Genomic DNA, 26,536 nt, shown 5'->3' on the forward strand with positions numbered 1-26,536 from the left:
TGCGCGCATCACCCTCTCCAAGGCAGCTCACGGGAACCGCCGGAGGTGACCTGTGATCTCGCTGTCCCTCGCTGAGGTCACCGCCATCGTCGGCGGGCAGCCGTACGACATACCGGACCTCGACCAGCGGGTCGCCGGGCCCGTCGTGATCGACTCCCGTGAGGTGCGCCCCGGCGGCCTGTTCGCCGCGTTCGCCGGCGAGCGGGTCGACGGGCACGACTACGCCGAACGCGCCGTCGCCGCCGGCGCGGTGGCGGTCGTCGCCACGCGCCCCGTCGGGGTGCCCGCCATCGTCGTGGACGACGTGGTGGCCGCGCTCGGGGCGCTCGCCCGCGCCGTCGTCGAGCGACTCGGCGCCCGCGTCGTCGGCCTCACCGGCTCGGCCGGCAAGACCAGCACCAAGGACCTGATCGCCCAACTCCTGGAGCGGCTCGGGCCGACCGTGTGGACGCCGGGCTCGTTCAACAACGAGATCGGCATGCCGCTGACCGCGCTGCGCGCCGACGACGCGACCCGCCACCTCGTCCTGGAGATGGGCGCGCGCGGCATCGGCCACATCCGCTACCTGGCCGAACTGACGCCCCCGCACATCGGCCTGGTGCTCAACGTCGGCACCGCGCACATCGGGGAGTTCGGCGGCCGGGAGCAGATCGCCCAGGCCAAGGGCGAACTCGTGGAGGGACTCCCGTCGGCCGAGGCGGGCGGTGTCGCCGTGCTCAACGCCGACGACCCGCTGGTGCGCGCCATGAGCGCGCGTACCAAGGCCGAGGTCCTGCTGTTCGGCGAGGGCGCCGACGCCCACGTACGCGCCGAGAATGTCCGGCTTACCGACCTCGGTCAGCCCAGCTTCACGCTTCACACACCCACCGGGTGCGGCGACGTGACCATGCGCCTGTACGGTGAGCACCACGTGTCGAACGCGCTCGCCGCTGCCGCCGTCGCCCATGCGTTGGGCATGTCCGCCCCTGAGATCGCCGAGGCGCTCTCCGAGGCGGGACAGCTCTCCCGCTGGCGGATGGAGGTCACCGAGCGCGCGGACGGCGTGACGATCGTCAACGACGCCTACAACGCGAACCCCGAGTCCATGCGAGCCGCGCTGCGCGCGCTCGTGGCGATGGGCACGGCCCACCGGGCGCAGGGGGGACGCACGTGGGCGGTGCTCGGTCAGATGGCCGAACTCGGCGAGGAGTCACTCGCCGAGCACGACGCGGTCGGACGGCTGGCCGTCCGGCTCAACGTCAGCAAGCTCGTGGCGGTCGGCGGCCAGGAGGCCGCCTGGATCGACATGGGCGCCAAGAACGAGGGTTCGTGGGGTGAGGAGTCGGTGCACGTGTCCGACGCGCGGGCGGCGGTCGAACTGTTGCGCAGAGAGTTGCGCCCGGGAGACATCGCGCTGGTGAAGGCGTCTAGGTCGGTCGGCCTGGAGCAGGTCGCGGCGGAGCTGTTGGGGGAACCGAGCACGGCCGAGGGCGAGGGTGCCGGGCGATGAAGCAGATCCTCTTCTCCGGAGTGATCGGACTCTTCCTGACCTTGGTCGGCACGCCGCTGCTGATCAAGCTCCTCGCCCGTAAGGGATACGGGCAGTACATCCGTGACGACGGCCCCCGCGGCCACCACGGCAAGCGCGGTACGCCCACCATGGGTGGTATCGCCTTCATCCTGGCCACCATCATCGCGTACGCGCTGACGAAGGTGATCACCTCAAGCGAGCCGACGTTCTCCGGCGTGCTCGTGCTCTTCCTCTTCGCCGGCATGGGTCTGGTCGGCTTCCTCGACGACTACATCAAGATCGTCAAGCAGCGGAGCCTGGGCCTGCGGGCCAAGGCGAAGATGGCCGGCCAGCTCATCGTCGGCGTCGCGTTCGCGATCCTCTCGCTCAACTTCGCGGACGCCCGCGGCCAGACCCCGGCCTCCGACAAGCTCTCCTTCACCCAGGACTTCGGCTGGCAGATCGGCCCCGTGATCTTCGTGATCTGGGCGCTGTTCATGATCCTGGCGATGTCCAACGGCGTGAACCTCACCGACGGCCTCGACGGCCTGGCCACCGGCGCCTCGGTGATGGTCTTCGGCGCCTACACCTTCATCGGCGTCTGGCAGTACCAGGAGTCCTGCGCCAACATGCCCACCGCCGGCCAGGCGTGTTACGAGGTCCGCGACCCGCTGGACCTGGCCATCGTCGCCTCCGCGCTGATGGGCGCCTGCTTCGGCTTCCTGTGGTGGAACACCTCGCCGGCCAAGATCTTCATGGGTGACACCGGTTCGCTCGCCCTCGGCGGCGCCCTCGCCGGCCTGGCGATCTGCTCGCGCACCGAACTCCTGCTCGCGCTGCTCGGCGGCCTGTTCGTGCTGATCACGATGTCCGTGGTCATCCAGGTCGGCTCCTTCCGGATGACCGGCAAGCGCGTGTTCCGCATGGCACCACTCCAACACCACTTCGAACTGAAGGGCTGGAGCGAAGTGCTGGTCGTGGTCAGGTTCTGGATCATCCAGGGCATGTGCGTGATCGTCGGCCTCGGCATCTTCTACGCGGGCTGGGCGGCGGCCAAGTGACGAGCCAGTACGCCGGACGCCGCGTCACCGTCGCCGGCCTCGGCGTCTCCGGGGTCCCCGCGGCGCGCGCGCTGCGGGGCCTCGGCGCCCTGGTGACCGTCGTCAACGGCAGCGACGGCGAGCGCCAGCGCGCCGAGGCGGCCGAACTCGAAGCGCTCGGCATCACCGTCCGCCTCGGCGACGGCGCGACCCTGCCGGAGGGCACCGAACTGGTCGTCACCACCCCCGGGTGGAAGCCGACCAGCCCGCTGTTCGAGGCCGCGGCCCAGGCCGGCGTCCCGGTCGTCGGCGACGTGGAGGTCGCCTGGCGACTCCGCGCCGAGCAGGACCGCCCCGCCGCCCCCTGGCTGGCCGTCACCGGCACCAACGGCAAGACCACCACCGTACGGATGCTCGCCGCCATCCTGGAGGCCGCCGGACTGCGCACCGCGGCCGTCGGCAACATCGGCGTCTCGCTCTTCGACGTCATCCTCGGCGAGACGGAGTACGACGTGCTCGCCGTCGAACTGTCCAGCTACCAGTTGCACTGGGCACCCTCGCTGCGCGCGCACTCGGCCACCGTGCTCAACCTGGCCCCCGACCACCTCGACTGGCACGGCTCCATGGAGGCGTACGCCGCCGACAAGGGCCGCGTCTACGAGGGCAACCAGGTCGCCTGCGTCTACAACGTGGCCGACCCCGCCACCGAGGAACTGGTCCGGGCCGCCGACGTCGCCGAGGGCTGCCGCGCCATCGGCTTCACCCTCGGCACGCCGGGCCCCTCCCAACTCGGCCTCGTGGACGACATCCTCGTCGACCGCGCCTTCGTGGCGGACCGGCAGCGCCAGGCCCAGGAGCTGGCCGAGGTCAGCGACCTGGCCTCGCCGGCGCCGCACAACATCGCCAACGCGCTCGCCGCCGCCGCGCTCGCCCGCGCCTACGGCGTGCCCCCGGCCGCCGTCCGCGACGGGCTGCGCGCCTTCCGGCCTGAGGCGCACCGCATCGAGCACGTGGCCACCGTGGACCGGGTCGACTTCGTGGACGACTCGAAGGCCACCAACACGCACGCGGCGCAGGCGTCGTTGGCCGCGTACGAGCCGGTCGTGTGGATCGCGGGCGGCCTCGCCAAGGGCGCCACCTTCGACGAACTGGTCAGCGCGTCGGCCAGCCGGCTGCGCGGCGCCGTCCTGATCGGCGCCGACCGCGCGCTGATCAGGGACGCCCTCGCGCGACACGCGCCGCAGGTCCCGGTCGTGGACCTCGACCGGACGGACACTGGGGCGATGTCCGCGGCGGTCCAGGCGGCCGTCGGACTCGCGGAACCGGGCGACACCGTGCTTCTGGCCCCCGCGTGCGCCTCGATGGATATGTTCACCAACTACAACAAGCGCGGCGAAGCGTTCGCCGCCGCCGTGCGTGCGCTCGCCCCCGGACGAGCCGCGCACGAGTAGCCGTTGGTCCCCGTGCCGTGGACCACGGCGCCGCACACCAGTGGAGGGGACACCGAGATGATGGCCGACGACTCCGCGCGCCCCGCCACCCGCGGCACCTGGCGGGCCCGATGGCTCCGCCCCGGCCTGGCCGCCGCGCGCCCGGCGCTGGCCGGCGGCGCGGGCCCACTGCCGGGTGACGGCCTCGGCATGGGCCTCGCGCTCCGCGGGAAGGCCACCGCGCGCCCCCCGCGCGCCGCCGCCCGGCCCGGGCCCGGCGGCGGACCGCCCGGCCGCGCGCCCCGGCCGCGCCCCGCGCGGCGCAGCCCGCTGGCGGCGCTGGCGCGGCTGCGTGAACGGGCCCGCCGCGCCTGGGACCGGCCGCTGACCGCCTACTACCTGATCCTCGGCGGCAGTGTGCTGATCACCGTGCTCGGCCTGGTGATGGTCTACTCCGCCTCGCAGATCAAGGCCCTCCAGTCCGGGCTCGCCCCCTCCTTCTTCTTCCGCAAGCAGTTGCTCGCGGCCGTCATCGGCGGGCTGTTGATGCTGGCCGCCGTACGCCTGCCCATCAGGGCGCACCGGGCGCTGGCCTATCCGCTGCTCGCCGTCTCCGTCTTCCTGATGTGCCTGGTCCAGGTGCCCGGGATAGGAGTCGCGGTCAACGGCAACCAGAACTGGATCTCCGTCGGCGGCCCCTTCCAGCTCCAACCCAGCGAGTTCGGCAAGCTCGCCCTCGTGCTCTGGGGCGCCGACCTGCTCGCCCGCAAGCACGACAAGAACCTCCTCGGCCAGTGGAAGCACCTGCTGGTGCCGCTGGTCCCGGCCGCCTTCGTACTGCTCGGGCTGATCATGCTGGGCGGCGACATGGGCACCGCGATCATCCTCACCGCGGTCCTGTTCGGGCTGCTGTGGCTGGCGGGCGCACCGACCCGACTCTTTGTCGGCGTGCTGGGGGCAGCGGCCGTCGTCGGGCTCGTCCTCATCAAGACCAGCGCCAACCGCATGTCGCGCCTGGCCTGCATCGGCGCCACCGACCCCGGCGCCAACGACCAGTGCTGGCAGGCCGTGCACGGTATCTACGCCCTGGCCAACGGCGGCTGGTTCGGTTCCGGGCTCGGCGCCAGTATGGAAAAATGGGGTGAACTCCCCGAGCCGCACACGGACTTCATCTTCGCCATCACCGGCGAGGAACTCGGCCTGGCGGGGACACTGTCAGTGCTCGCCCTCTTCGCGGCTCTAGGCTATGCGGGTATCCGCGTGGCCGGACGCACGGAGGACCCCTTCGTGAGGTATGCCGCGGGAGGTGTGACCACCTGGATCACGGCGCAGGCCGTGGTCAACATCGGTGCGGTGCTCGGCCTGCTGCCGATCGCCGGTGTCCCCCTGCCGCTGTTCTCCTACGGAGGTTCAGCCCTGCTCCCGACCATGTTCGCCATCGGTCTGCTGATCGCCTTCGCGCGTGCGGAACCCGGTGCCCGAGCTGCGTTGGCCATGCGGCAGCCTGGGGTGAGATGGAAGACGATGAGACGGCGCGTCAAGAAACGTCCGTCCGGAGAGCGGTGAAATTCGGTGCATGTCGTACTCGCCGGTGGGGGGACCGCCGGCCACATCGAGCCAGCGCTCGCCCTCGCGGACGCCCTGCGTAGGCAGGACCCGACCGTGGGGATCACAGCGCTGGGCACGGAGAAGGGCCTGGAGACCCGACTCGTGCCCGAGCGGGGTTATGAGCTCGGGCTCATCCCCGCCGTGCCGCTGCCCCGTAAGCCCACGCCCGAGCTGATCACCGTGCCCGGACGGCTGCGCGGCACCATCAAGGCCGCCGAGCAGATCCTGGAGCGCACCAAGGCCGACTGCGTCGTCGGCTTCGGTGGCTACGTCGCGCTGCCCGGCTACCTCGCCGCCAAGCGCCTCGGCGTGCCGATCATCGTCCACGAGGCCAACGCCCGTCCCGGCCTGGCCAACAAGATCGGTTCCCGGTACGCGAAGTTCGTCGCGGTCAGCACCCCGGACAGCAAGCTGCGCAACGCGCACTACGTGGGCATCCCGCTGCGCCGCACCATCGCGACGCTGGACCGGGCCCGGGTCAGGCCCGAGGCCCGCGCCGCGTTCGGCCTCGACCCGGGCCTGCCGACCCTGCTGGTCTCCGGCGGCTCGCAGGGCGCCAGGCGGCTGAACGAGGTCGTGCAGTCCGTCGCGCCGTTCCTCCAGCGCGCCGGAATCCAGATCCTGCACGCGGTCGGCCCGAAGAACGAAATGCCGCGCGTCGACAACATGCCCGGAATGCCGCCCTATATCCCGGTACCGTACGTGGACCGGATGGACCTGGCGTACGCCGCGGCCGACATGATGCTCTGCCGCGCGGGCGCCATGACCGTGGCCGAACTCTCCGCCGTCGGGCTGCCGGCCGCCTTCGTTCCGCTGCCGATCGGCAACGGCGAACAGCGGCTGAACGCCCAACCGCTCGTCAAGGCGGGCGGCGGGCTGCTCGTCGACGACGCCGAGCTGACGCCGGAGTGGGTGCAGAACAACGTGCTGCCCGTACTCGGCGATCCGCACCGGCTGTTCGAGATGTCGCGCGCGGCCTCGGAGTTCGGCCGCCGGGACGCCGACGAACTCCTCGTCGGGATGGTGTACGAGGCGATCGCCGCCCGCCGGGCCGGGTAGCGGCCATAACAGCAGGAGGCTTGGGAGCGTGGCCGGACCGACGACCGCCCAGCGCGGCAGCGCGCACCGTGAGAACCGTTCGTCGTCCGGCCCGCCGCCGCCGCCCGCGCGCGGCGGGTTCCGGCTCCCCAGCCGCCGCACGCTGGTGCTGATCCTCGTCGCCGCCGTGCTCGTCGGTGGCGGCGGGACCTGGCTGCTGTACGGCTCCTCCTGGCTGCGGGTGGAGAAGGTGCGGGTGCGCGGCACCGAGGTGTTGCGCCCCGGTGAGGTGCGCGAGGCGGCGGCGGTGCCGATGGACTCGCCGCTCGTCTCGGTGGACACCGACGCGATGGAGCAGCGCCTGCGGGCCAGGTTGCCCCGGATCGACGCCGTACACGTTGAGCGCTCCTGGCCGAACACAATCAGCCTCAATGTGACCGAGCGTCAGCCGGAACTCGTACTGGAAAAGGCCGGAAAGTTCATCGAAATGGACGCCGAGGGAGTGCGATTCGCCACGGTGGCCAAGCCGCCGAAGGGCATTCCCCGACTGGAAATGGAAGCGGAACGCTCGCCCAGTCTGCGGAGGTTCGGTGAAGAACGGCTGCGCCGCGCCGCGGTCGAGGTGGCCACCAGCCTGCCGCCCGAGGTCCGCGCCCAGACCCGGGTCCTCCGCGTACGCTCCTACGACGCCATCAGCCTTGAGCTGTCCGGCGGCCGTTCGGTGCGCTGGGGCAGCCCCGAACGGGGTGAGGCGAAGGCCACCGCGCTGCTCGCGCTGATGAAAGCGGAGCGCGAAGCGGAGCACTTCGACGTCAGCGTGCCGGGTGCCCCTGCGGCGGCCGGGAGTTGACCGGGATTTATCGCCGAGTTGACGCCCGTCGCGGCGGGCCAGCCCCCTGGCTGGCTAGCCCCCTGGGTGATCACATAGGGTGAAAAGAAAAACGGGAGGTTCGGCGTGTTCGTTGAACGCGCGCCACTTGTCGACTTAGTGTCCTGTCCCGAAGACTTCAAGGAACAGGCACACGGATAACCCTAAACTTCAGGGTTAGGGTTTGGGTCGGCAATGAGGACCGCCCTATCGGCATCCGTCGACGCACCGCGACAACAGCGGGGCGGCGACACGTAAATCGAGGCGAGAGGCCTTCGACGTGGCAGCACCGCAGAACTACCTCGCAGTCATCAAGGTCGTCGGCATCGGCGGCGGTGGCGTGAACGCCATCAACCGGATGATCGAGGTCGGGCTCAAGGGCGTCGAGTTCATCGCGATCAACACCGATGCACAGGCCCTGCTGATGAGCGACGCCGACGTCAAGCTCGACGTCGGTCGGGAACTCACCCGTGGCCTTGGCGCGGGCGCCAACCCCGATGTCGGCCGCAAGGCGGCCGAAGACCACCGCGAGGAGATCGAGGAGGTCCTCAAGGGGGCCGACATGGTCTTCGTCACCGCGGGTGAGGGCGGCGGCACCGGCACCGGCGGCGCTCCCGTCGTCGCCAACATCGCGCGCTCCCTGGGCGCCCTGACGATCGGCGTGGTCACCCGCCCGTTCACCTTCGAGGGTCGCCGCCGCGCGAACCAGGCGGAGGACGGGATCGCCGGCCTGCGGGACGAGGTCGACACCCTGATCGTCATCCCCAACGACCGACTGCTGTCCATTTCGGACCGTCAGGTCAGCGTTCTTGACGCGTTCAAGTCCGCCGACCAGGTACTGCTGTCCGGCGTGCAGGGCATCACCGACCTGATCACCACCCCCGGCCTGATCAACCTGGACTTCGCGGACGTCAAGTCCGTGATGTCGGAGGCGGGCTCGGCCCTCATGGGCATCGGCTCCGCGCGCGGCGACGACCGCGCCGTCGCCGCCGCCGAGATGGCGATCTCCTCGCCCCTGCTCGAGGCGTCCATCGACGGTGCCAGAGGCGTGCTGCTGTCCATCTCGGGCGGCTCGGACCTCGGTCTCTTCGAGATCAACGAGGCCGCACAGCTCGTCAGCGAGGCGGCACACCCGGAGGCGAACATCATCTTCGGCGCCGTCATCGACGACGCGCTCGGCGACGAGGTCCGCGTCACCGTGATCGCCGCCGGCTTCGACGGCGGCCAGCCGCCGGCCAAGGGCAGCCGCGAGAAGGCGCTGGGCTCGTACGGCGGCCGCGACGACGGCGCCACCGCCGGGCAGTCCGCCCGGCCGGCCACCTCGGCCGAGCCGCGCCCCTCGTACGGCGGCCTGACCAGCGTCTCCTCGCGGGAGAGCGTGCCGGCGGCCGAGCCGGTCGAGCCCGAGCCGGCCCCGGTCTCCGAGGCGCCGAGCGGGTACCCGAGCCAGACCCCGGCCCCGCCCATCAGCTCGCCGCAGGTTCCCCCGGCCCGCCCCTACCAGGACAGCGCGGCCGAGGAGCTCGACGTGCCGGACTTCCTGAAGTAGCCGGCCGCGTGAGACGACTGAAGTGATCCACACACCGTGATAGGCCAGCACGAGAAGACGAGCGGCGCGCACTTCGCCTTCACCGACCGGTGGGGCGGGGTGAGCGCCGCTCCGTATGACCGGCTCAATCTCGGCGGCGCGGTCGGCGACGACCCGGCCGCGGTACGGGCCAACCGCGTCAGCGCGGCGCGGGCGCTCGGCATCGACGCGGAACGCGTCGTGTGGATGCGTCAGGTGCACGGCCGCGAGGTGGCCGTCGTCGACGGTCCGTGGGGCGACCGCGAGATTCCGGAGGCCGACGCGGTGGTGACCGCCCGTCGGGGCCTGGCTCTCGCGGTGCTCACCGCCGACTGCACCCCGGTGCTCCTCGCGGACCCGGTGGCCGGCGTCGCCGGCGCCGCGCACGCCGGGCGGCCGGGGCTCGTCGCCGGGGTCGTCCCGGCGACCGTCGAGGCCATGGTCGCGCTCGGCGCGGAGCCCGCCCGGATCATCGCCCGCACCGGCCCCTCGGTCTGCGGCCGTTGCTACGAGGTGCCGGCGGCGATGCGTGCCGCGGTGGCGGACGTGGTGCCCGCGGCCTGGGCCACCACGAGTTGGGGCACGCCGGCGGTCGACGTGGCCGGCGGCGTACGGGCCCAACTCGCGGCGCTCGGCGTCGAGGTGACGGTCTCGTCCGAGGTCTGCACCCTGGAGTCGACGGACCACTTCTCCTACCGGCGCGAGCGCGACACCGGGCGGCTGGCGAGCTACGTGTGGCTTTCGGAGGCGGCTGACCAGGACGGGGAGGCGGAGCGGTGACCGATCGTAGAAGTGAGTTGGCGGACAACCTGGCCCGGGTCGAGGAGCGCATCGCCGCCGCGTGCGCCGCCTCCGGGCGCAAGCGCTCCGAGGTCACCCTGATCGTGGTGACCAAGACCTACCCGGCCAGCGACGTACGGCTGCTGTCGGAACTCGGGGTGCGCGAGGTCGCCGAGAACCGGGACCAGGACGCCGCGCCCAAGGCCGCCGCGTGCACGGATCTGCCGCTGCGATGGCACTTTGTGGGGCAATTGCAGTCGAACAAGGTTCGTTCCGTGGCCAGTTACGCTGACCTCGTACAGTCCGTTGACCGGAAGCGGTTGGTCAACGCGCTGTCAACGGCCGCCGTACGCGCCGGCCGCGAGCTCGACTGCCTGCTCCAGGTGGCCCTTGACGCGGAGTCGGGGGACGCCGGGGGCCGGGGCGGCATCGCGCCCGACGGCGTGGCCGACCTCGCCGACGCGGTGGCCGAGTCCGAAGGGCTGCGGCTGCGTGGGCTGATGACGGTCGCTCCGCTCGCCGGACCGTACGCGGGCAGGCCGCGGGCGGCTTTCGAGCGGTTGAGGGAAATCTCATCGAGCCTGCGCGTGGCTCATCCGGCTGCGACCATGGTCTCGGCGGGGATGAGTTCAGACCTCGAGGACGCCGTGGCCGCTGGTGCGACACATCTACGCGTCGGCACTGCGGTGCTCGGAGTCCGACCCCGCCTCGGGTAACGTCGCCAAGCAAGTCGGACCACAGTAGAAAATATGGTCATTCCCGCCAAAAGGTGGGCAGGCCGCGTGGATTCAAGGCATCTGGTGGCGGAAGCGATCCACCACAGAGCGGAGGACGCAGAGAATGGCCGGCGCTATGCGCAAGATGGCGGTCTACCTCGGCCTCGTGGAGGACGATGGGTACGACGGCCGGGGGTTCGACCCCGACGACGACTTCGAGCCCGAACCCGAACCGGAGCGTGCGCGGCGGCAGCACCAGCCGGAGACCGAATCGCGACCGGAAATGGACGAACCGGTGCGAGTCGCCCACCCGCCAGCGCAGCGTGAACCCGCTCCGCTCGTAGCGGAAACCGGGCGTCCCGCCCGCATCGCCCCCGTGGCGTCTATCACACCCGAACGTCAAAGCCTGGAGAAGAACGCACCGGTGATCATGCCCAAGGTCGTGTCCGAGCGGGAGCCCTACCGCATCACCACGTTGCACCCTCGCACCTACAACGAGGCCCGTACCATCGGGGAACACTTCCGCGAGGGCACACCCGTGATCATGAATTTGACTGAGATGGATGACACTGACGCGAAGCGACTCGTCGACTTCGCGGCCGGTCTAGTCTTCGGTCTGCACGGAAGTATTGAGCGGGTGACGCAGAAGGTGTTCCTGTTGTCGCCTGCTAACGTCGATGTCACGGCGGAGGACAAGGCCCGTATTGCAGAGGGCGGGTTCTTCAACCAGAGCTGAGACGCAATACCTGGCAATCACGGCCGCAAGGCCACGTACGAGCAAGGGGAGAGGGACGCGCGGGGATGGGCATCGCACTGGACGTGATCCACGTCGCGCTGTTGGTTTTCCTGGTCGTGTTGATCTTCCGGCTGGTGATGGACTACGTGTTCCAGTTCGCCCGCTCATGGCAACCCGGCAAGGCGATGGTGGTGGTCCTTGAGGCCACTTACACTGTCACCGATCCGCCACTCAAGCTTCTGCGGCGGTTTATCCCGCCGCTGCGTCTCGGGGGCGTGGCGCTCGATCTGTCCTTCTTCGTACTGATGATCATCGTTTACATCCTGATCTCCGTCGTGAGCCAGTTGTGAACGATACGGTCTTGCCGATTGCCGACGACAACGTTGAGGTGAAGAAGAGATGCCGTTGAGCCCCGAGGACGTGCGGAACAAGCAGTTCACGACCGTCCGCCTCCGAGAAGGCTATGACGAGGACGAGGTCGATGCCTTCCTCGACGAAGTCGAAGCGGAACTGACCCGACTGCTGCGCGAGAACGAGGACCTCCGGGCCAAGCTCGCCGCCGCGACGCGTGCCGCCGCGCAGAACCAGCAGCAAGGCATGCGCAAGCAGGAGCAGCAGGACCGACCCGGTGCCCCCGTGCCCGCCGCCATATCAGGTCCGCAGCCGGTGCCGCCTCAGCAGCAACAGCAACAGATGGGCGGACCGCCCCAGTTGCCCGGTGGCGCACCGCAGCTTCCGGCCGGCCCCGGCGGCCACGGCCCGCAGGGTCCGCACGGCCCCGGCCCCATGGGCCAGGGTGGCCCGGGCCCGATGGGCCAGCACGGTCCGATGGGTGGCCCCATGGGCCCCGGCGGCCCGCAGCTCCCGCAGCCCGGCCAGGGCCCCGGTGGCGACAGCGCGGCCCGAGTGCTCTCGCTGGCGCAGCAGACCGCCGACCAGGCGATCGCGGAGGCCCGTTCCGAGGCCAACAAGATCGTCGGCGAGGCGCGCAGCCGTGCCGAGGGCCTGGAGCGCGACGCGCGTGCCAAGGCCGACGCGCTGGAGCGGGACGCGCAGGAGAAGCACCGCGTGGCGATGGGCTCGTTGGAGTCGGCCCGCGCGACGCTGGAGCGCAAGGTCGAGGACCTGCGTGGCTTCGAGCGCGAGTACCGCACCCGTCTGAAGTCGTACCTGGAGAGCCAGCTCCGCCAGTTGGAGAACCAGGCCGACGACTCGCTGGCCCCGCCGCGCACCCCGGCGACCGCCTCGCTGCCGCCGTCCCCCTCGATGAGCGGCTCGATGGCCGCGGCCGGTGCCAGCTCCATGGGCGGTGGCGGTGGCCACACCATGGGCGGCAACCAGAGCATGGGTGGCAACCAGGGCATGGGCGGCAACGGCGGCGGCCCCTCGTACGGTGGGCAGCAGCAGATGTCCCCGGCGATGACGCAGCCGATGGCGCCGGTGCGACCGCAGGGTCCGCAGCCGATGCAGCAGGCCCCTTCGCCGATGCGGGGCTTCCTGATCGACGAGGACGACAACTGATCACCCCGACCGGGCGCCACTAGGCGCCAGTTGTCGGCGCACGTACGGGCCGGGCCCCTGGGACTTCCCAGGGGCCCGGCCCGTTGTGCTGCCGGCGCACGCCGGAGCGGGCGCGCTTCCCCCGTGCTGCTGAACCCGACGCACGGTGCGGGGGGTCCCCTGCGCGGGTGAGGCGCGCCGCGGTGCGGGGGAGTGGTCGCGGGAGCGGCGGGGTGGCGCGGGTGTCGTACGGCTCGGCGGTGCTCGAACGCGACGGCGCCCCCGGTTCGCGGGGTGCGCGGACCGGGGGCGCCGTCTGGGGCGGGACCGGGGTTACACCTTGCGCAGCCGGAAGGTCAGGCCCAGCGGCTCGTCCGTGAACGGCTCGCCGTAGCTGTCGTCGGCCTCGCCCTCGGCGAAGTCGGTGCCCAGCACCTCGTCGGCGATGAGCGCCGTGTGTTCGGCGACGGCCGCGGCGGTCTCCTGGTTCGAGGCCGACCAGCGCACCGCGATCCGGTCCGCGACGTCGAGCCCGGAGTTCTTCCGCGCCTCCTGGATCAGCCGGATGGCGTCCCGGGCCAGGCCCGCGCGGCGCAGCTCCGGGGTGATCTCCAGGTCGAGGGCGACGGTCGCGCCCGCGTCGGAGGCCACCGACCAGCCCTCGCGCGGGGTTTCGGTGATGATGACCTCGTCGGGCGCCAGCTCCACGCGCTCGCCGTCCACGGTCACCGCGGCGGTGCCCTCGCGCAGCGCCAGCGAGAGCGCGGCGGCGTCCGCCTCGGCGACGGCCTTGGCCACCGCCTGCACGCCCTTGCCGAACCGCTTGCCCAGGGCGCGGAAGTTGGCCTTCGCCGTGGTGTCCACCAGCGAGCCGCCCATCCCGGACAGCGAGGCCAGCGACGTGACGTTGAGTTCCTCGGCGATCTGCGCCCGCAGCTCCTCGGGCAGCGACTCGAAGCCCGCGACGCCGATCAGCGCCCGCGACAGCGGCTGCCGGGTCTTGACGCCGGACTCGGCGCGCGAGGCGCGGCCCAGCTCGACCAGCCGGCGCACCAGCAGCATCCGCTCCGAGAGCAGCGGGTCGATCAGTGCCGGGTCCGCCTCGGGCCACGTCGCCAGGTGCACCGAGTCCGGGGCGTCCGGGTCGACCGGGACCACCAGGTCCTGCCAGACGCGCTCGGTGATGAACGGGACGAGCGGGGCCATGAGCCGGGTCACGGTCTCCACCGCCTCGTGCAGGGTGCGCAGCGCCGCGGCGTCGCCCTGCCAGAAGCGGCGCCGGGAGCGGCGCACGTACCAGTTGGACAGGCCGTCCACGAACGCGGACAGCAGCTTGCCCGCGCGCTGCGTGTCGTACGCCTCCAGGGCGGCGGTGACCTGGTCGGTCAGCGCGTGCAGTTCGCTCAGCACCCAGCGGTCGAGCAGCGGCCGGTCGGCCGGCGCCGGGTCGGCGGCGCTGGGGGCCCAGCCGGACGTGCGGGCGTACAGGGCCTGGAAGGCGACGGTGTTCCAGTACGTGAGCAGGGTCTTGCGCACGACCTCCTGGATCGTGCCGTGCCCGACCCGGCGCGCGGCCCACGGGGAGCCGCCGGCGGCCATGAACCAGCGGACGGCGTCCGCGCCGTGCTGGTCCATCAGCGGGATGGGCTGCAGGATGTTGCCCAGGTGCTTGGACATCTTGCGGCCGTCCTCGGCGAGGATGTGGCCGAGGCAGACCACGTTCTCGTACGAGGACCTGTCGAAGACCAGGGTGCCGACGGCCATCAGCGTGTAGAACCAGCCGCGGGTCTGGTCGATCGCCTCGGAGATGAACTGCGCCGGGTAGCGCTTCTCGAACAGCTCCTTGTTCTGGTACGGGTAGCCCCACTGCGCGAAGGGCATCGAGCCCGAGTCGTACCAGGCGTCGATGACCTCCGGCACGCGCTCCGCCGTCAGCGCGCACCCCTCGTGCGGGCAGCCGAAGGTGACCGCGTCGATGTACGGGCGGTGCGGGTCGAGGCCCGACTGGTCGGTCCCGGTCAGCTCGGTCAGCTCGGCGCGGGAGCCGACGCAGGTGAGGTGGCCCTCCTCGCAGCGCCAGATGGGCAGCGGGGTGCCCCAGTAGCGGTTGCGGGACAGCGCCCAGTCGATGTTGTTGTTGAGCCAGTCGCCGAAGCGACCGGTCTTGACCGAGTCGGGGAACCAGTTGGTCCGCTCGTTCTCCTCCAGGAGCCGGTCCTTGACCGCCGTGGTCCTGATGTACCAGGACGGCTGCGCGTAGTAGAGCAGCGCCGTGTGGCAGCGCCAGCAGTGCGGGTAGCTGTGCTCGTACGCCACGTGCCGGAACAGCAGGTCGCGCGCCTGGAGGTCGGCGACCAGGGCCTCGTCGGCCTTCTTGAAGAACTGGCCGCCGACCAGCTCGATCTCTTCCTCGAAGGTGCCGTCCGGGCGGACCGGGTTGATCACCGGCAGGCCGTAGCCCCGGCAGGTCTTGAGGTCGTCCTCACCGAAGGCGGGGGCCTGGTGGACCAGGCCGGTGCCGTCCTCGGTGGTGACGTACTCGGCGCAGACGACGAAGTTGGCGTCCTCCAACTCGACCAGCTCGAACGGGCGCTGGTAAGTCCAGCGCTCCATCTCGCGCCCGGTGAAGGAGTCGCCGGTCGCCTCCCAGCCCTCGCCCAGCGCCTTGGCCAGCAGCGGCTCGGCGACCACCAGCTTCTGTCGGCCGTCGGTCGCGACGACGTAGCGCACGTCCGGGTGCGCGGCGACGGCGGTGTTGGACACCAGCGTCCACGGCGTGGTCGTCCAGATCAGCAGCGCGGCCTCGCCGGCGAGCGGCCCCGAGGTGAGCGGCAGCCGCACGTAGACCGACGGGTCGACCACGGTCTCGTACCCCTGGGCCAGCTCGTGGTCCGAGAGGCCGGTGCCGCAGCGCGGGCACCACGGGGCGACGCGGTGGTCCTGGACGAGGAGTCCCTTGCCGAAGATCTCCTTGAGCGACCACCACACGGAGTCCACGTAGCTCGGGTCCATGGTGCGGTACGCGTTGTCGAGGTCGGTCCAGTACCCCATGCGCGTGGTCAGCTCGGCGAAGGCGTCGGTGTGGCGGGTCACCGACTCGCGGCACTTCGCGTTGAACTCCGCGATGCCGTACGCCTCGATGTCCTTCTTGCCGTTGAAGCCCAGCTCCTTCTCGACCGCCAGCTCGACGGGCAGCCCGTGGCAGTCCCAGCCGGCCTTGCGGGCGACGTGGTAGCCGCGCATGGTGCGGAAGCGGGGGAAGACGTCCTTGAAGACGCGGGCCTCGATGTGGTGGGCGCCCGGCATGCCGTTGGCGGTGGGCGGGCCCTCGTAGAAGACCCACTCCGGCTTGCCATCGGACTGTTCGAGCGACCGGGCGAAGATCTTGTTCTCGCGCCAGAAGTCGAGCACGGCGTGCTCCAGGGCAGGCAGGTCGACCTGGGCGGGCACCGGGCGGTACTGCGGCGGCTGCGACGACTGTGGCGTCATGAGGGTGTCTCTTCCTCCGGCGGAACGGCTGCTGCGTGGTCCGTCGGAGGGACGAGAGCAGGGCTGCTCCCGCGGTACCACCCTCCTTGGCCGTGAGCGGTGCTCACGGCCCCCTCATTGGGGTCGCGCTGTCGGTTCTACTCGCATCCGTCTCGCGGAAACTTTCTTCCGACGACTCCGGGGTGATCTTCACGCCGCGCTGACCCTCGGGCTCACACCGTCCCCGAGTCGCTCGTGGCCGCCTTCGGCGCTACTCGTCCCCTTCCACGCCTCTCGCTGCGCACAGTGTACGACCCGTCTGCCGCCCGGCCGACCGCGTTTCCGCGCCGGGGGAGCCCGGCGCGGGCCGGTTGGGGTTACCCCCGCGTACACGCCGGCGGGTGGCGGGCGCCGTGGACGTCGGTGGCGTTGGCGTGGCCGGGGGCCGGATTACCGCGCGTGCGGCGGGGCACAACGGATGAGACCGGCCTGCCAGGTAGCGGGCCGATTACCGCGTCTTCTCGGGTGGAGGTGCCCGGGCCCCGGAGGTCGGCGTGCCCTGTTGCCGCGTGGTGGGAGTCGTTTTATCGTTCCGGCACGATTCGCGCGCAAGGTCACCATATGTGAAGGGGTTGCGGCCATGGTGGCGAAGAAGACCGCCGTGCGGCACTCCACGGCCCCGGCCCCAGCGGCCCCGTCCGCGCGGCACAGCACCTCCGTCGCGCCTCCCCCCACGGGGGACGGGGCGCCTACGGGAGGGGAGGAGACGGCGGCTGGCGGAGCCGCGCCGGCGGCGGGGAAGCCGGTGAGGAAGCGGACCGGGCGACCCGCCACGCCATCCGCCGGGCAGCCGGCGGCGAAGCGGGGCGCGACGAGGCAGGGCGCGACCAAGCAGACGGCGCACGACCCGAGCGCAGCAACGGAGACCGCGCCGAAGAAGGCGGCGGCGAAGAAGGCCACGACGAAGAAGAGCGCGGCGAAGAAGAGCGCGGCCAAGAAGACGACGGCCACGAAGGCCCCGGCGAAGAAGACGTCCGCGGTGAGGAAGGTCGCACCGAAGACGACCACCGAGCCAGACACCGCGGCGGCGCCGGCCACGAAGGCCCCGGCCGACAAGCCCGCGCGGAAGGCGGCGGCCACGCCGCCAGCACCGTACGACCAGGAAACACCCGGTCCCGACGTGTCGGGGCCCGGGGGCACGACCGCACCACAGGGCACGACCGCCGCGCCCGCCGCGAACACCGTGGCCGCCCCGGCGCTGAAGAGCACGGCCAAGAAGGCTGCACCTGCCGAGAAGGCGGTGCCCGCGAAGAAGACGGGAGCCAAGAACGTGGCTGCTAAGGAGACTCCGGGTGGGGCGTCGACCGCCAAGCGGGCCGTGACGGAGGTGGCCGCGCTGCCGGGAGCGCGCGCGGCCACCGCCGCCGAACCCGGCGAGCTGGCCGTTCGGCCGGGCGAGGACCCCTGGTCGCCCGAGGAGGCGCGACAGGCGCGCACCGCGTTGCAGGAGGAGGCCGAGCGGCTGCGCGCCGAGATCCAGGCGTCGGAGGAGGCGCTCAGCGGTCTGATGCGGGACTCCGGCGACGGGGCGGGCGACGACCAGGCCGACACCGGCACCAAGAACGTCACGCGCGAGCACGAGATGGCGTTGAACAGCAACGCCCGCGAGATGCTGCTGCAGAGCGAGCGCGCGCTCGCCCGGCTCGGGGCCGGCACGTACGGGCTGTGCGAGAACTGCGGCAAGCCGATCGGCAAGGCCAGGATGCAGGCGTTTCCGCGGGCCACCCTGTGTGTGGAGTGCAAGCAGCGGCAGGAACGCCGCTGACGGCGCTCGCTCGCGGTGTCGTACCCTCGTGCTCTACCGGGCGTGGCGTGGCGCACGGGGAGCGACGTAGAGGGACTTACGTGACAGAGGCGGAGCAGGCCATCGGAACGCCAGAGCCGGAGCGGCCGGAAGAGGCCGACAAGGCGGCGCAAGCCGATGCCGCGGCGGAGCCGGGCACGGACGGCGGGCGGGGCCAGCGGCGGATTCCCGTGCTGCTGGTGGTCGCCGCGTTCGCCTATCTGCTCGACCTGGTGACCAAGATCGTCGTGGTCTCCGAGCTGGAGCACGAGGGCGCGATCGAGATCCTCGGCACCTGGCTGCAGCTTGAGGTGATACGCAACCGCGGCGCCGCCTTCGGCTTCGGCGAGGCCATGACCATCGTCTTCACCTGCATCGCCGCCATCGTGGTCGGGGTGATCGCCCGGATCGCGCGCAAGCTGTACAGCGTGCCGTGGGCGATCGCGCTCGGGCTGCTGCTCGGCGGGGCGCTCGGCAACCTCACGGACCGGCTGCTGCGCACGCCCGGCGGGTTCAAGGGCGCGGTGGTCGACTTCATCGCGCCCGCGCACTTCGCGGTCTTCAACCTCGCCGACTCCGCCATCGTCTGCGGCGGCATCCTCATCGTGATCCTGTCCTTCCGGGGCCTGGACCCGGACGGCACGGTGCACCGGGACTGACCCCGCGCGGGGGCCGACCCTCCCTCGTCCCCCACCGATCCCCGACCGACCTCCACCGATGCCCGGCCGGGCCACGGCGCCCGGCCGGGCATCGGCGTTCCCCGCGCCGCCGGGCCCGGAGGCGGTGGGCCGTGCCCCGGTGCGGGACAGGGCGTACGGGGGCGTGTCGCTCGTCCGGCATACTCGTCGGGTGAGCACGCTTCCCGAGATCCGCACGCTGCCCGTACCCGATGGCCTGGAGGGCGAACGCGTCGATGCCGCGCTGGCCCGTATGTTCGGCTTCTCCCGCACCAAGGCGGCCGAGCTGGCCGCCGCGGGGAAGGTGCGGGTGGACGGCTCGGAGGCCGGCAAGTCCGACCGGGTCTCCGGCGGCGCCTGGCTGGAGGTGGAGATGCCACGGGCGGCGCCGCCCGTGCGGGTCGTCGCCGAGCCCGTCGAGGGCATGGAGATCGTGCACGACGACGAGGACATCGTCGTCGTGGTCAAGCCGGTCGGCGTCGCCGCCCACCCGAGCCCCGGCTGGACCGGCACCACCGTCATCGGCGGCCTCGCCGCCGCCGGCTACCGCATCTCCACCTCCGGCGCCGCCGAGCGCCAGGGCATCGTGCACCGGCTGGACGTGGGCACCTCGGGCCTGATGGTGGTCGCCAAGTCGGAGCGCGCCTACACGCTGCTCAAGCAGCAGTTCCGGGAGCGCACGGTCGACAAGCGCTACCACGCGCTGGTGCAGGGCCACCCCGACCCGATGAGCGGCACCATCGACGCGCCGATCGGCCGGCACCCGAGTGCCGACTACAAGTGGGCGGTCACCGCCGAGGGCAAGCCCAGCGTCACCCACTACGACCTCATCGAGGCGTTCCGCTCCGCGAGCCTGCTGGACATCAAGCTGGAGACGGGGCGTACGCACCAGATCCGGGTGCACATGGCCGCCCACCGCCACCCGTGCGCCGGCGACCTCACCTACGGCGCCGACCCGACGCTGGCCAAGCGGCTCGGGCTGACGCGGCAGTGGCTGCACGCCATGCGGCTGGGGTTCGAGCACCCGGCGGACGGGCGCTGGGTGGAGTTCGAGAGCGGCTACCCCGACGACCTCCAGCAGGCCCTGGACCGGGTGCGGGCCGACAGCGCCTGACCCACCGCGCCCCGAGGCTGCCGCACCACCCCGCCGTCGTACGCCGCGCCCAGCCGGCCCTCCGCGCGCCCGCGCCGTGACCAGCCCGGCCCCGGCGGCTCACCCGGCCGGCCGAGCCGCCGGGTCCGGGTCATCCGCTGGGCGCGTCACGGCCGGGGCCGCGCGCACCCGAGCCGCCCCGCGTACCCGCCCCGCGTGCGCCGCGCGCACGTCCCGCGCGGGTGCCGTGGGTGCCTCGGCGCCGTGCCGGGGCGCGGTGTCGGGTGCGCCGGGTGACCGGGCCCGGAGCGAGCGCGGCGGGTGGCGTGCGGAAATGGCACGCTGGAAGCCGTGATCACCTGACCGTCATCGGAAGGTTCGGCCCGTGGACCAGCTCGCCCTGCTGCTCCTGCTGCTGCTCGGGGCCGTGGTGATGGTCCCCGTCGGGGAACGGCTCAGCCTGCCGCCGCCGGTGCTGATGACGCTGATCGGGGTGGGTCTCGCGCTGGTGCCGTGGGTGCCGAACGTGCGGGTGCCGCCCGAGCTGATCCTCCCGCTGGTGCTGCCGCCGTTGCTGTACGCGGCCGTGCAGCGCACCTCGTGGCGACAGTTCGCGGCCAACAAGCGGGCCATCTTCCTGCTCGCGGTGGCGCTGGTCTTCGTCACCACCGCCGCGGTGGCCGCGCTCGCGCACGCCATCGTGCCCGGGCTGCCGCTCGCCGGCGCCGTCGTGCTCGGCGCGCTGGTCGCCCCGCCGGACCCGGTCGCGGCCACCGCGGTGGCCGGCCGGCTCGGGCTGCCGCGGCGCATGGTCTCCATCCTGGAGGGCGAGGGCCTGTTCAACGACGTCACGGCCATCGTGCTCTACCACGTGGCCCTGGCCGCCGCGGTGAGCGGCAGCTTCTCGCTGCCGGCCGCGCTCGGCACGCTCGCGCTGTCGGCGGTGGTGGCGGTGGCCGTAGGGCTCGGTCTCGGCTGGGCGACGGCCCGGCTGATGGGGCGGCTGGAGGACCCGACGCTCCAGATCGGGCTGACGCTCCTCGTGCCGTTCGCCGCGTACGTGCTCGCCGAGGAGTTCCACGGCTCCGGCGTGCTCGCGGTGCTGACCACCGCGCTCTTCCTGACCGAGCACGCGATGGACGCCGACGACGTGCTGGGGCGGCTCGCCGGGCGCACCTTCTGGGAGGTCGTGGACACCCTGGTGACCGGCGTCGCCTTCGGGCTCATCGGCCTTGAGCTGCACAACGTGTTCGGCACCGTGTCCGGGCGCTGGGGCGAACTCCTGGGCACGGGGGCGGCCGTCGTCGGCGTCGTGGTCGGCGTGCGGCTGCTGTGGCTGCTGCCCGCGGCCTGGCTGGCCCGGCGGCTGCACCGGCGCCGGGACTACGACGAGGACATCCCGATGAGCTGGCGGGAGACGGTGATCATGTGGTGGTCGGGGATGCGCGGGGTGGCCTCGGTCGCGCTGGCGCTGGCCATCCCGTTCACCGTGGACGGCGGGGACGCGTTCCCGGCCCGGGACGAGATCCTCTTCATCGCCTTCTCGGTCGTGCTGGCGACCCTGGTCATTCAGGGCCTGACCCTGCCGTGGCTGGTGCGGCGGCTGCGGGTGAGCCCGGACGCCAAGGCGGAGCAGGCGTTCGAGCGCGAGCTGGCCGAACGCGTCCTGCGGGCGACCCGCCGCCGGCTCAAGGAGATCCAGGAGGAGGAGGAGGACCTGCCCGACGAACTCCTGGAGCAGGTCGCGCGCCGGGCGTACGACCTCGGCGTGCGGATCTACCCGGACATCCTGGAGGAGGACCGGCGGGAGGGGCACGAGAAGCGGGTGGCGCGCCTCAAGCGGCTCCAGCGCGTCAACGGCGAGCTGTTGTCGGCCGCCCGGCACGAGGTGCTGAGCGCCCGCAGCGAGCCGGGCGCCGATCCGGAGATCGCCGACCGGGTGCTGCACCAGTTGGACATGCGCAGCCTGCGCGGCGCCCCGCCGCCCGAGCAGAGCTGAGCCCGACCGGGGCTGAGCCCGCCAGCGCCGCGCCCGGTCAGGGCCGCGGCGCGACCTCGGCCGGCTCCGGGGACGGGCCCTGCGCCGGCAGCTGGGCGGGGTCCTGGCCGGGCGCGGGCGCGGTGAGGACGCGCGGCAGCGCGTACGGGTGCTCGTCGCGCAGCCAGATCAGCAGTTTCTCGCGGACCTCGCAGCGCAGCGTCCACAGGTCGTCGGCGTTGCGCGCGGTGGCCAGGGCCCGTACCTCCATGGTGGTCGGCGTGGAGTCGGTGACGACGAGGTTCCAGGCCCGGCCGTCCCAGGCGGGGCACTCGTCGAGGATCTCGCGCAGCCGCTCGCGCATCTGGGCCACCGGCGTCGCGTGGTCGAGCTGGAAGAAGACGGTGCCGGTCATCTGGGCGCCGCCACGGGACCAGTTCTCGAAGGGCTTGCTGGTGAAGTAGGAGACCGGCATCGTGATCATGCGCTCGTCCCAGGTGCGGACGACCAGGTAGGTGAGCGTGATCTCGTGCACCGTGCCCCACTCGCCCTCCACGACCACCGTGTCCCCTATGCGGACGGTGTCGCCGAAGGCGATCTGGAGCCCGGCGAAGAGGTTGCCCAACGTGGACTGGGCGGCGATACCGGCGACGATGCCGAGCACACCGGCCGAGGCCAGCATCGAGGTGCCGAACGCCTGCATCGCCGGGAACTGGAGCAGCATCACCGCGGCGGCCACCACGCCCACCACCGCCGTGACCACCCGCTGGATCAGCGTCAGCTGGGTGCGCACCCGCCGGGCGCGCGCGGGATCGCGCCGTCCCGTGGCGTAGCGCGCGTAGCTGGACTCGATGACGGCGGCCGAGACGCGCACTATCAACCAGCCCACCATGACGATGCTCACCAGGGTGAGCACCAGGCCCACCGCCTCCCAGTGGTTCTCGTCACTGAGCAGGTGCGTCTCCCGGTACGAGCCGTGGATGACGCTCGTACACAGCGCTACCTGGAACGGGAAGCGGCAGCGCCGAAGCAACCCCCACAGCGGTGTCTCCGGGTGGCGCTGGTCGGTCCTGCTCAGCAGTCGATCGGCCAGCCAGCCGACGACGACGGTGAGCGCGACCGAACCGCCGATCACGATCAGCGGTCGCAGCACGTCCTCCATGGACTACTCAGCTCCTCTTCGGGTCCTCTTCGCGGGTCACCGCCCGCCACCGTAACTGGCACGATGGGGTGCGAACGAAACAGCGACAGGGATGTGACAGCGGTGGCCCCGACATCGACGATTGTGCTCTTCCACTCCGCGTACGGGCTGCGGCCGGCAGTCCACGCGGCTGCCGAGCGGCTGCGCGCCGCCGGGCACGAGGTGCATGTGCCCGACCTGTACGAGGGCCGAACCTGCGAATCCGTCGAGGACGGCATGGCGATCAGGGAAGAGATCGGCACGGACGAGCTGCTGGTGCGCGCCGTGCGCGCGGTGGCCCCGCTCTCCGACCGAGGTGTGGTCTACGCGGGCTTCTCGCTGGGCGGCTCGATCGCGCAGACCCTGGCGCTGGGCGACGCCAAGGCGCGCGGCCTGCTCCTGCTGCACGGCACGTCCGACATCGCGGAGGACGCGGCGACCGACGGGCTGCCGGTGCAGCTCCACGTCGCCGACCCGGACCCGTTCGAGCCGCACGACTGGCTGAGCGCCTGGTACCTGCGCATGGGCCGGGCCGGAGCGGACGTGGAGGTATACCGCTACCCGGGCGCGGGCCACCTGTTCACCGACCCCGAGCTGCCGGACTACGACGCGGAGGCCGCGGAGAACACCTGGAAGGTGGCGCTGGCCTTCCTGGACGAGGTCGCCTGAGCCGCCCTCGCCCCGCTGGGCGCCCACCCCGCTCGGCGTGCACCCCGCTCGGCGCCCGCCCCCGCCGCACAGGCCGGGGCGGGCGCCGAGCCGCGTGCGCTAGCGCACCGGCTGGTCGGCGCGCTCCACGCGCTGGGTGCCGGACCGGGTGCGGTACGAGCGGGCCCAGGAGGCGGTGGCGTTCGGATCGGTCCGGTCGGAGAGGGTGAAGTAGTCCATCTGCGTGCGCTGTTCCGTCACGTCGAGCACGCCGTAGCCGTGCGAGTCCATGTCCAGCCACTTCACGTGCCGGTTGGCGGCCTTGATCGCGGCGACCGCGGCCAGCGAGACCGTGTGCGGCGCGACGTTCAGCAGGTCGTCGATGTTGTCCGAGGTCACCGACGTGACCACGAACTCGGTCGCGGCCGAGGGCGAGAGCGGGTACGTCGCCGCCCTGGTCGGCACGTCGTTGGCCCAGGCCATGTGGATGTCGCCGGTGAGGAAGACCGTGTTGTCGATGCCGCGCTCGCGCAGGTGGGCCAGGAGTTCGCGGCGGTCGTCGGTGTAGCCGTCCCACTGGTCGACGCTGGGCGCGACGCCCTCCGTGGGCAGGCCGAGGAGTTCGACCAGCGGCTTGAGCAGGTGCGCGGGGAGCGACCCGAACGCGAACGGGGAGATCATCACCGAGGTGCCGACCAGCTTCCAGCGCGCGTTCGAGGCCGCCAGCCCGGACTTGAGCCAGTCGAGCTGGGCCCGCCCGGTGATGGTGCGCTCCGGGTCGTCCACCGCGCCGCTGCCCGCCTTCGCCTGTGCCGAGCGGAACGAACGCAGGTCGAGCAGGTGCAGATCGGCCAGCGAGCCGAAGCGCAGCCGGCGGTAGGTGGTGCCCTCGGTGCTCGGCCGCACCGGCATCCACTCGAAGTACGCCTGCTTGGCCACCGCGACCCGGCGCGCCCACTCGCCCTCGGCGCCCGGGGTGTGGTTCTCCGCGCCGCCCGACCAGGCGTCGTTGGCGAACTCGTGGTCGTCCCAGATCGCGATGACCGGGTGCGCGGCGTGCACCGCCCGCAGGTCGGTGTCGGTGCGGTAGTGGCCGTGCCGCGCCCGGTAGTCGGCGAGGGTGACGATCTCGTGCCGGGGCGAGTGCTGGCGCACCACGTCCTTGCCCTCCGGGTAGGTCCCGGTCCCGTACTCGTACAGGTAGTCGCCCAGGTGCAGCACGGCGTCCAGGTCGCGGCGCGCGGCCAGGTGCCGGTACGCCGAGAAGTACCCGGCCTCCCAGTTGGCGCACGAGACCACGCCGAACCGCACGTTGCCGTCCGAGGCGTCCGCCGCCGGGGCGGTACGGGTGCGCCCGACCGGTGAGCGCACGTCGCCGACCGCGAACCGGTAGTAGTACGCGGTGGCCGGTCGCAGCCCGCGCACGTCGGCCTTGACGGTGTGGTCGCTGTCGGCCGTGGCCCTGACGCTGCCGCGCGCGGTGGGCGCGGCGAAGTCCTGGGACTCGGAGACCTCCCAGGTGACCTCGACCGCCGCGCCCCGGCCGGAGCCGGGCACGGCGTCCGGGCTCGGCGTCACGCGGGTCCACAGCAGCACGCCGTCGGGCAGCGGGTCGCCGGAGGCGACGCCGTGCGCGAAGGCGGGGCCGGGGTCGGCGGCGTGCGCCGCGGGGAGCCCGAGCGGGAGCAGGGCCGCGGTGGTCGCGGCGGCCGTGACGGCGGTGCGGCGGGTGATGCCGGTCGCGCGGCTCGCGGGGGAGGTCTCGGTTGCCTGGGATATGGCGTCTGGGGAGGTCACGGCCGTTGACCATACTGGCCAGTAGCCGATGGGGTAAGAGCGGCGGGCGGGCGGACACCGAGTGTTCGCCCGCCCGCCGCTGTCAGGTCGCCGGTGCGCTGACTACTTCTTCAGGTTCTGGTCGACCACGGCGGTGAACTCCTCGGGCGACATGGGCGGGTTGTCCTTGCCCACCGTGAGCTTCTTGCCGTTGAGCTGGAAGGCGGGGGTGCCGGTGATCCCCTCGTCCTTCGCCTTGTCGAAGACCTTCGACATCTCCAGCGCCCACTTGTCGTAGGTGCCGTCCTTCACGGCCTTCTCGAAGTTCTTGTTGTCCTTCAGCGACTTCACGTCCTGGGCCAGCTCGACCAGGCGCTTGTCGTCGGAGTACTCGTCCTCGCGCTCGTCGGGGTGGTTCTTCGCGTCGAAGAGGACCTTCTTGTACTCCAGGAACGCGTCCGGGCTGACGTTCAGGGCGGCGCCGAGCGCGCTCAGCGCGTTCTTCGAACCCGAGCCGCTAATCTGCGGCACGTCGTCGAGGAAGGTGCCCATCTTGAACTGGGCCTTGTACTTGCCGTCCTCGATGTCCTTCAGCAGCGTCTCGCCGGTGCTCTGCTCGAAGGTGGAGCAGACCGGGCACCGCATGTCCTCGTAGACGGTGAGGGTGTTCTTGGCGTCCTTCTTGCCTATGACGACCTCGGTGCCCTTGTCGCCCGCGCTGTTGGCCGGCTTCGCGAACGCCTTCTTCTTGGCCTCGCTCTTCCACTCCTTGTTGCTGACCTTGGTCTCGGCGCCCTCGTTCATGTTGGCGATGGCCACGCCGATGCCGCCGGCCACGGCGAGGACCGCGACGATGGAGCCGCCGACGACCAGTTGCCGCCGCGTCTTCTCCTTCTTCGCCTGCTTCTCCCGCTCGGCGCGCAGCCGCTCACGGGCCGCCTGCTTGTTCTGCTGGTTGTTTCGCTTGCTCATGGCTGTGTCTTCTCCGTCGTCGTGGGGCTGGGGGTTCGACCGCGGGCGGCCTCGTGAGCACCGCGGGAGCCGGCGTACGCGGGCGCGCGGCGTACCGCGGCGTCCGGTGTGCCGGCTTCGGCGCGCTGG

At 71.9% G+C, this 26,536-nt stretch carries 21 protein-coding genes; 17 read left to right on the forward strand and 4 right to left on the reverse strand.

Annotation, left to right across the window (positions count from 1 at the left end; translation table 11 throughout):
• Positions 1-52: 52 nt before the first annotated feature.
• From H7H31_RS27060 to H7H31_RS27115, 12 genes are all read left to right on the forward strand, one after another.
• Positions 53-1,489, forward strand: a complete 1,437-nt coding sequence (locus H7H31_RS27060) for a UDP-N-acetylmuramoyl-tripeptide--D-alanyl-D-alanine ligase (RefSeq protein WP_187064998.1) — start codon at positions 53-55, stop codon at positions 1,487-1,489.
• Complete coding sequence (gene mraY, locus H7H31_RS27065; protein ID WP_176161149.1) at positions 1,486-2,550, forward strand: phospho-N-acetylmuramoyl-pentapeptide-transferase; 1,065 nt, start codon at positions 1,486-1,488, stop codon at positions 2,548-2,550. Before H7H31_RS27060 ends, mraY begins: the two co-directional genes overlap by 4 nt.
• A complete protein-coding gene (gene murD, locus H7H31_RS27070) occupies positions 2,547-3,980 on the forward strand; it encodes a UDP-N-acetylmuramoyl-L-alanine--D-glutamate ligase (protein ID WP_232110105.1) in 1,434 nt (477 codons plus the stop codon). Before mraY ends, murD begins: the two co-directional genes overlap by 4 nt.
• A 57-nt stretch (positions 3,981-4,037) precedes the next feature.
• Positions 4,038-5,525, forward strand: coding sequence for a putative lipid II flippase FtsW (gene ftsW / locus H7H31_RS27075; RefSeq protein ID WP_187065028.1), 1,488 nt, complete (start codon positions 4,038-4,040; stop codon positions 5,523-5,525).
• A gap of 6 nt (positions 5,526-5,531) precedes the next feature.
• Complete coding sequence (murG, locus tag H7H31_RS27080) at positions 5,532-6,626, forward strand: undecaprenyldiphospho-muramoylpentapeptide beta-N-acetylglucosaminyltransferase (protein ID WP_176161147.1); 1,095 nt, start codon at positions 5,532-5,534, stop codon at positions 6,624-6,626.
• Between the two features lie 28 nt (positions 6,627-6,654).
• Positions 6,655-7,455 (forward strand): cell division protein FtsQ/DivIB, encoded by an 801-nt coding sequence (locus tag H7H31_RS27085; RefSeq protein WP_187064999.1) that lies wholly within the window; start codon positions 6,655-6,657, stop codon positions 7,453-7,455.
• 298 nt (positions 7,456-7,753) lie between these two features.
• Positions 7,754-9,022, forward strand: a complete 1,269-nt coding sequence (ftsZ, locus tag H7H31_RS27090; protein WP_187065000.1) for a cell division protein FtsZ — start codon at positions 7,754-7,756, stop codon at positions 9,020-9,022.
• 36 nt (positions 9,023-9,058) lie between these two features.
• The gene (pgeF, locus tag H7H31_RS27095; protein WP_187065001.1) at positions 9,059-9,820 is read left to right on the forward strand and encodes a peptidoglycan editing factor PgeF; all 762 of its coding nucleotides are present in this window, start codon (positions 9,059-9,061) and stop codon (positions 9,818-9,820) included.
• The gene (locus H7H31_RS27100) at positions 9,817-10,536 is read left to right on the forward strand and encodes a YggS family pyridoxal phosphate-dependent enzyme (protein WP_187065002.1); all 720 of its coding nucleotides are present in this window, start codon (positions 9,817-9,819) and stop codon (positions 10,534-10,536) included. The genes pgeF and H7H31_RS27100 overlap by 4 nt, the downstream gene beginning before the upstream one ends.
• A 124-nt stretch (positions 10,537-10,660) precedes the next feature.
• A complete protein-coding gene (locus H7H31_RS27105) occupies positions 10,661-11,272 on the forward strand; it encodes a cell division protein SepF (protein ID WP_176161142.1) in 612 nt (203 codons plus the stop codon).
• Positions 11,273-11,337: 65 nt separating this feature from the next.
• A complete protein-coding gene (locus H7H31_RS27110; RefSeq protein WP_176161141.1) occupies positions 11,338-11,622 on the forward strand; it encodes a YggT family protein in 285 nt (94 codons plus the stop codon).
• A 49-nt stretch (positions 11,623-11,671) separates the two neighbouring features.
• A complete protein-coding gene (locus H7H31_RS27115) occupies positions 11,672-12,793 on the forward strand; it encodes a DivIVA domain-containing protein (RefSeq protein ID WP_176161140.1) in 1,122 nt (373 codons plus the stop codon).
• Between the two features lie 312 nt (positions 12,794-13,105).
• Here the strand turns inward: H7H31_RS27115 and ileS are convergent, their stop codons facing one another.
• Positions 13,106-16,261: an isoleucine--tRNA ligase gene (gene ileS, locus H7H31_RS27120; protein WP_187065003.1), complete on the reverse strand. Its 3,156-nt coding sequence runs from the start codon at positions 16,259-16,261 to the stop codon at positions 13,106-13,108.
• Between the two features lie 784 nt (positions 16,262-17,045).
• Here ileS and H7H31_RS27125 point away from each other — a divergent pair.
• From H7H31_RS27125 to H7H31_RS27140, 4 genes are all read left to right on the forward strand, one after another.
• Positions 17,046-18,065, forward strand: coding sequence for a TraR/DksA family transcriptional regulator (locus H7H31_RS27125; protein WP_308284279.1), 1,020 nt, complete (start codon positions 17,046-17,048; stop codon positions 18,063-18,065).
• A gap of 80 nt (positions 18,066-18,145) precedes the next feature.
• The gene (lspA, locus tag H7H31_RS27130) at positions 18,146-18,742 is read left to right on the forward strand and encodes a signal peptidase II (protein WP_187065005.1); all 597 of its coding nucleotides are present in this window, start codon (positions 18,146-18,148) and stop codon (positions 18,740-18,742) included.
• 190 nt (positions 18,743-18,932) lie between these two features.
• Complete coding sequence (locus H7H31_RS27135; RefSeq protein ID WP_187065006.1) at positions 18,933-19,874, forward strand: RluA family pseudouridine synthase; 942 nt, start codon at positions 18,933-18,935, stop codon at positions 19,872-19,874.
• Between the two features lie 364 nt (positions 19,875-20,238).
• Positions 20,239-21,852, forward strand: a complete 1,614-nt coding sequence (locus H7H31_RS27140) for a Na+/H+ antiporter (RefSeq protein WP_187065007.1) — start codon at positions 20,239-20,241, stop codon at positions 21,850-21,852.
• A 37-nt stretch (positions 21,853-21,889) separates the two neighbouring features.
• On the opposite strand, the gene H7H31_RS27145 is transcribed toward H7H31_RS27140, so the two are convergent.
• Positions 21,890-22,993 carry a mechanosensitive ion channel family protein gene (locus tag H7H31_RS27145; protein WP_187065008.1) on the reverse strand — a complete coding sequence of 368 codons (1,104 nt, stop codon included), beginning with the start codon at positions 22,991-22,993 and terminating at the stop codon, positions 21,890-21,892.
• Between the two features lie 63 nt (positions 22,994-23,056).
• Between H7H31_RS27145 and H7H31_RS27150 the strand changes: the two genes are divergently transcribed.
• Positions 23,057-23,680, forward strand: a complete 624-nt coding sequence (locus H7H31_RS27150) for a dienelactone hydrolase family protein (RefSeq protein WP_187065009.1) — start codon at positions 23,057-23,059, stop codon at positions 23,678-23,680.
• A gap of 99 nt (positions 23,681-23,779) precedes the next feature.
• On the opposite strand, the gene H7H31_RS27155 is transcribed toward H7H31_RS27150, so the two are convergent.
• Both H7H31_RS27155 and H7H31_RS27160 read right to left on the reverse strand, forming a co-directional pair.
• Entirely contained in the window at positions 23,780-25,438 is a 1,659-nt protein-coding gene (locus H7H31_RS27155; protein WP_187065029.1) for an alkaline phosphatase D family protein, read from the reverse strand.
• Between the two features lie 120 nt (positions 25,439-25,558).
• On the reverse strand, positions 25,559-26,407 hold the full coding sequence (locus H7H31_RS27160) for a thioredoxin domain-containing protein (protein WP_187065010.1): 849 nt from the start codon (positions 26,405-26,407) through the stop codon (positions 25,559-25,561).
• Positions 26,408-26,536: the final 129 nt, after the last annotated feature.

The organism is Streptomyces buecherae, assembly GCF_014295035.1.
Classification (GTDB): domain Bacteria; phylum Actinomycetota; class Actinomycetes; order Streptomycetales; family Streptomycetaceae; genus Streptomyces; species Streptomyces youssoufiensis.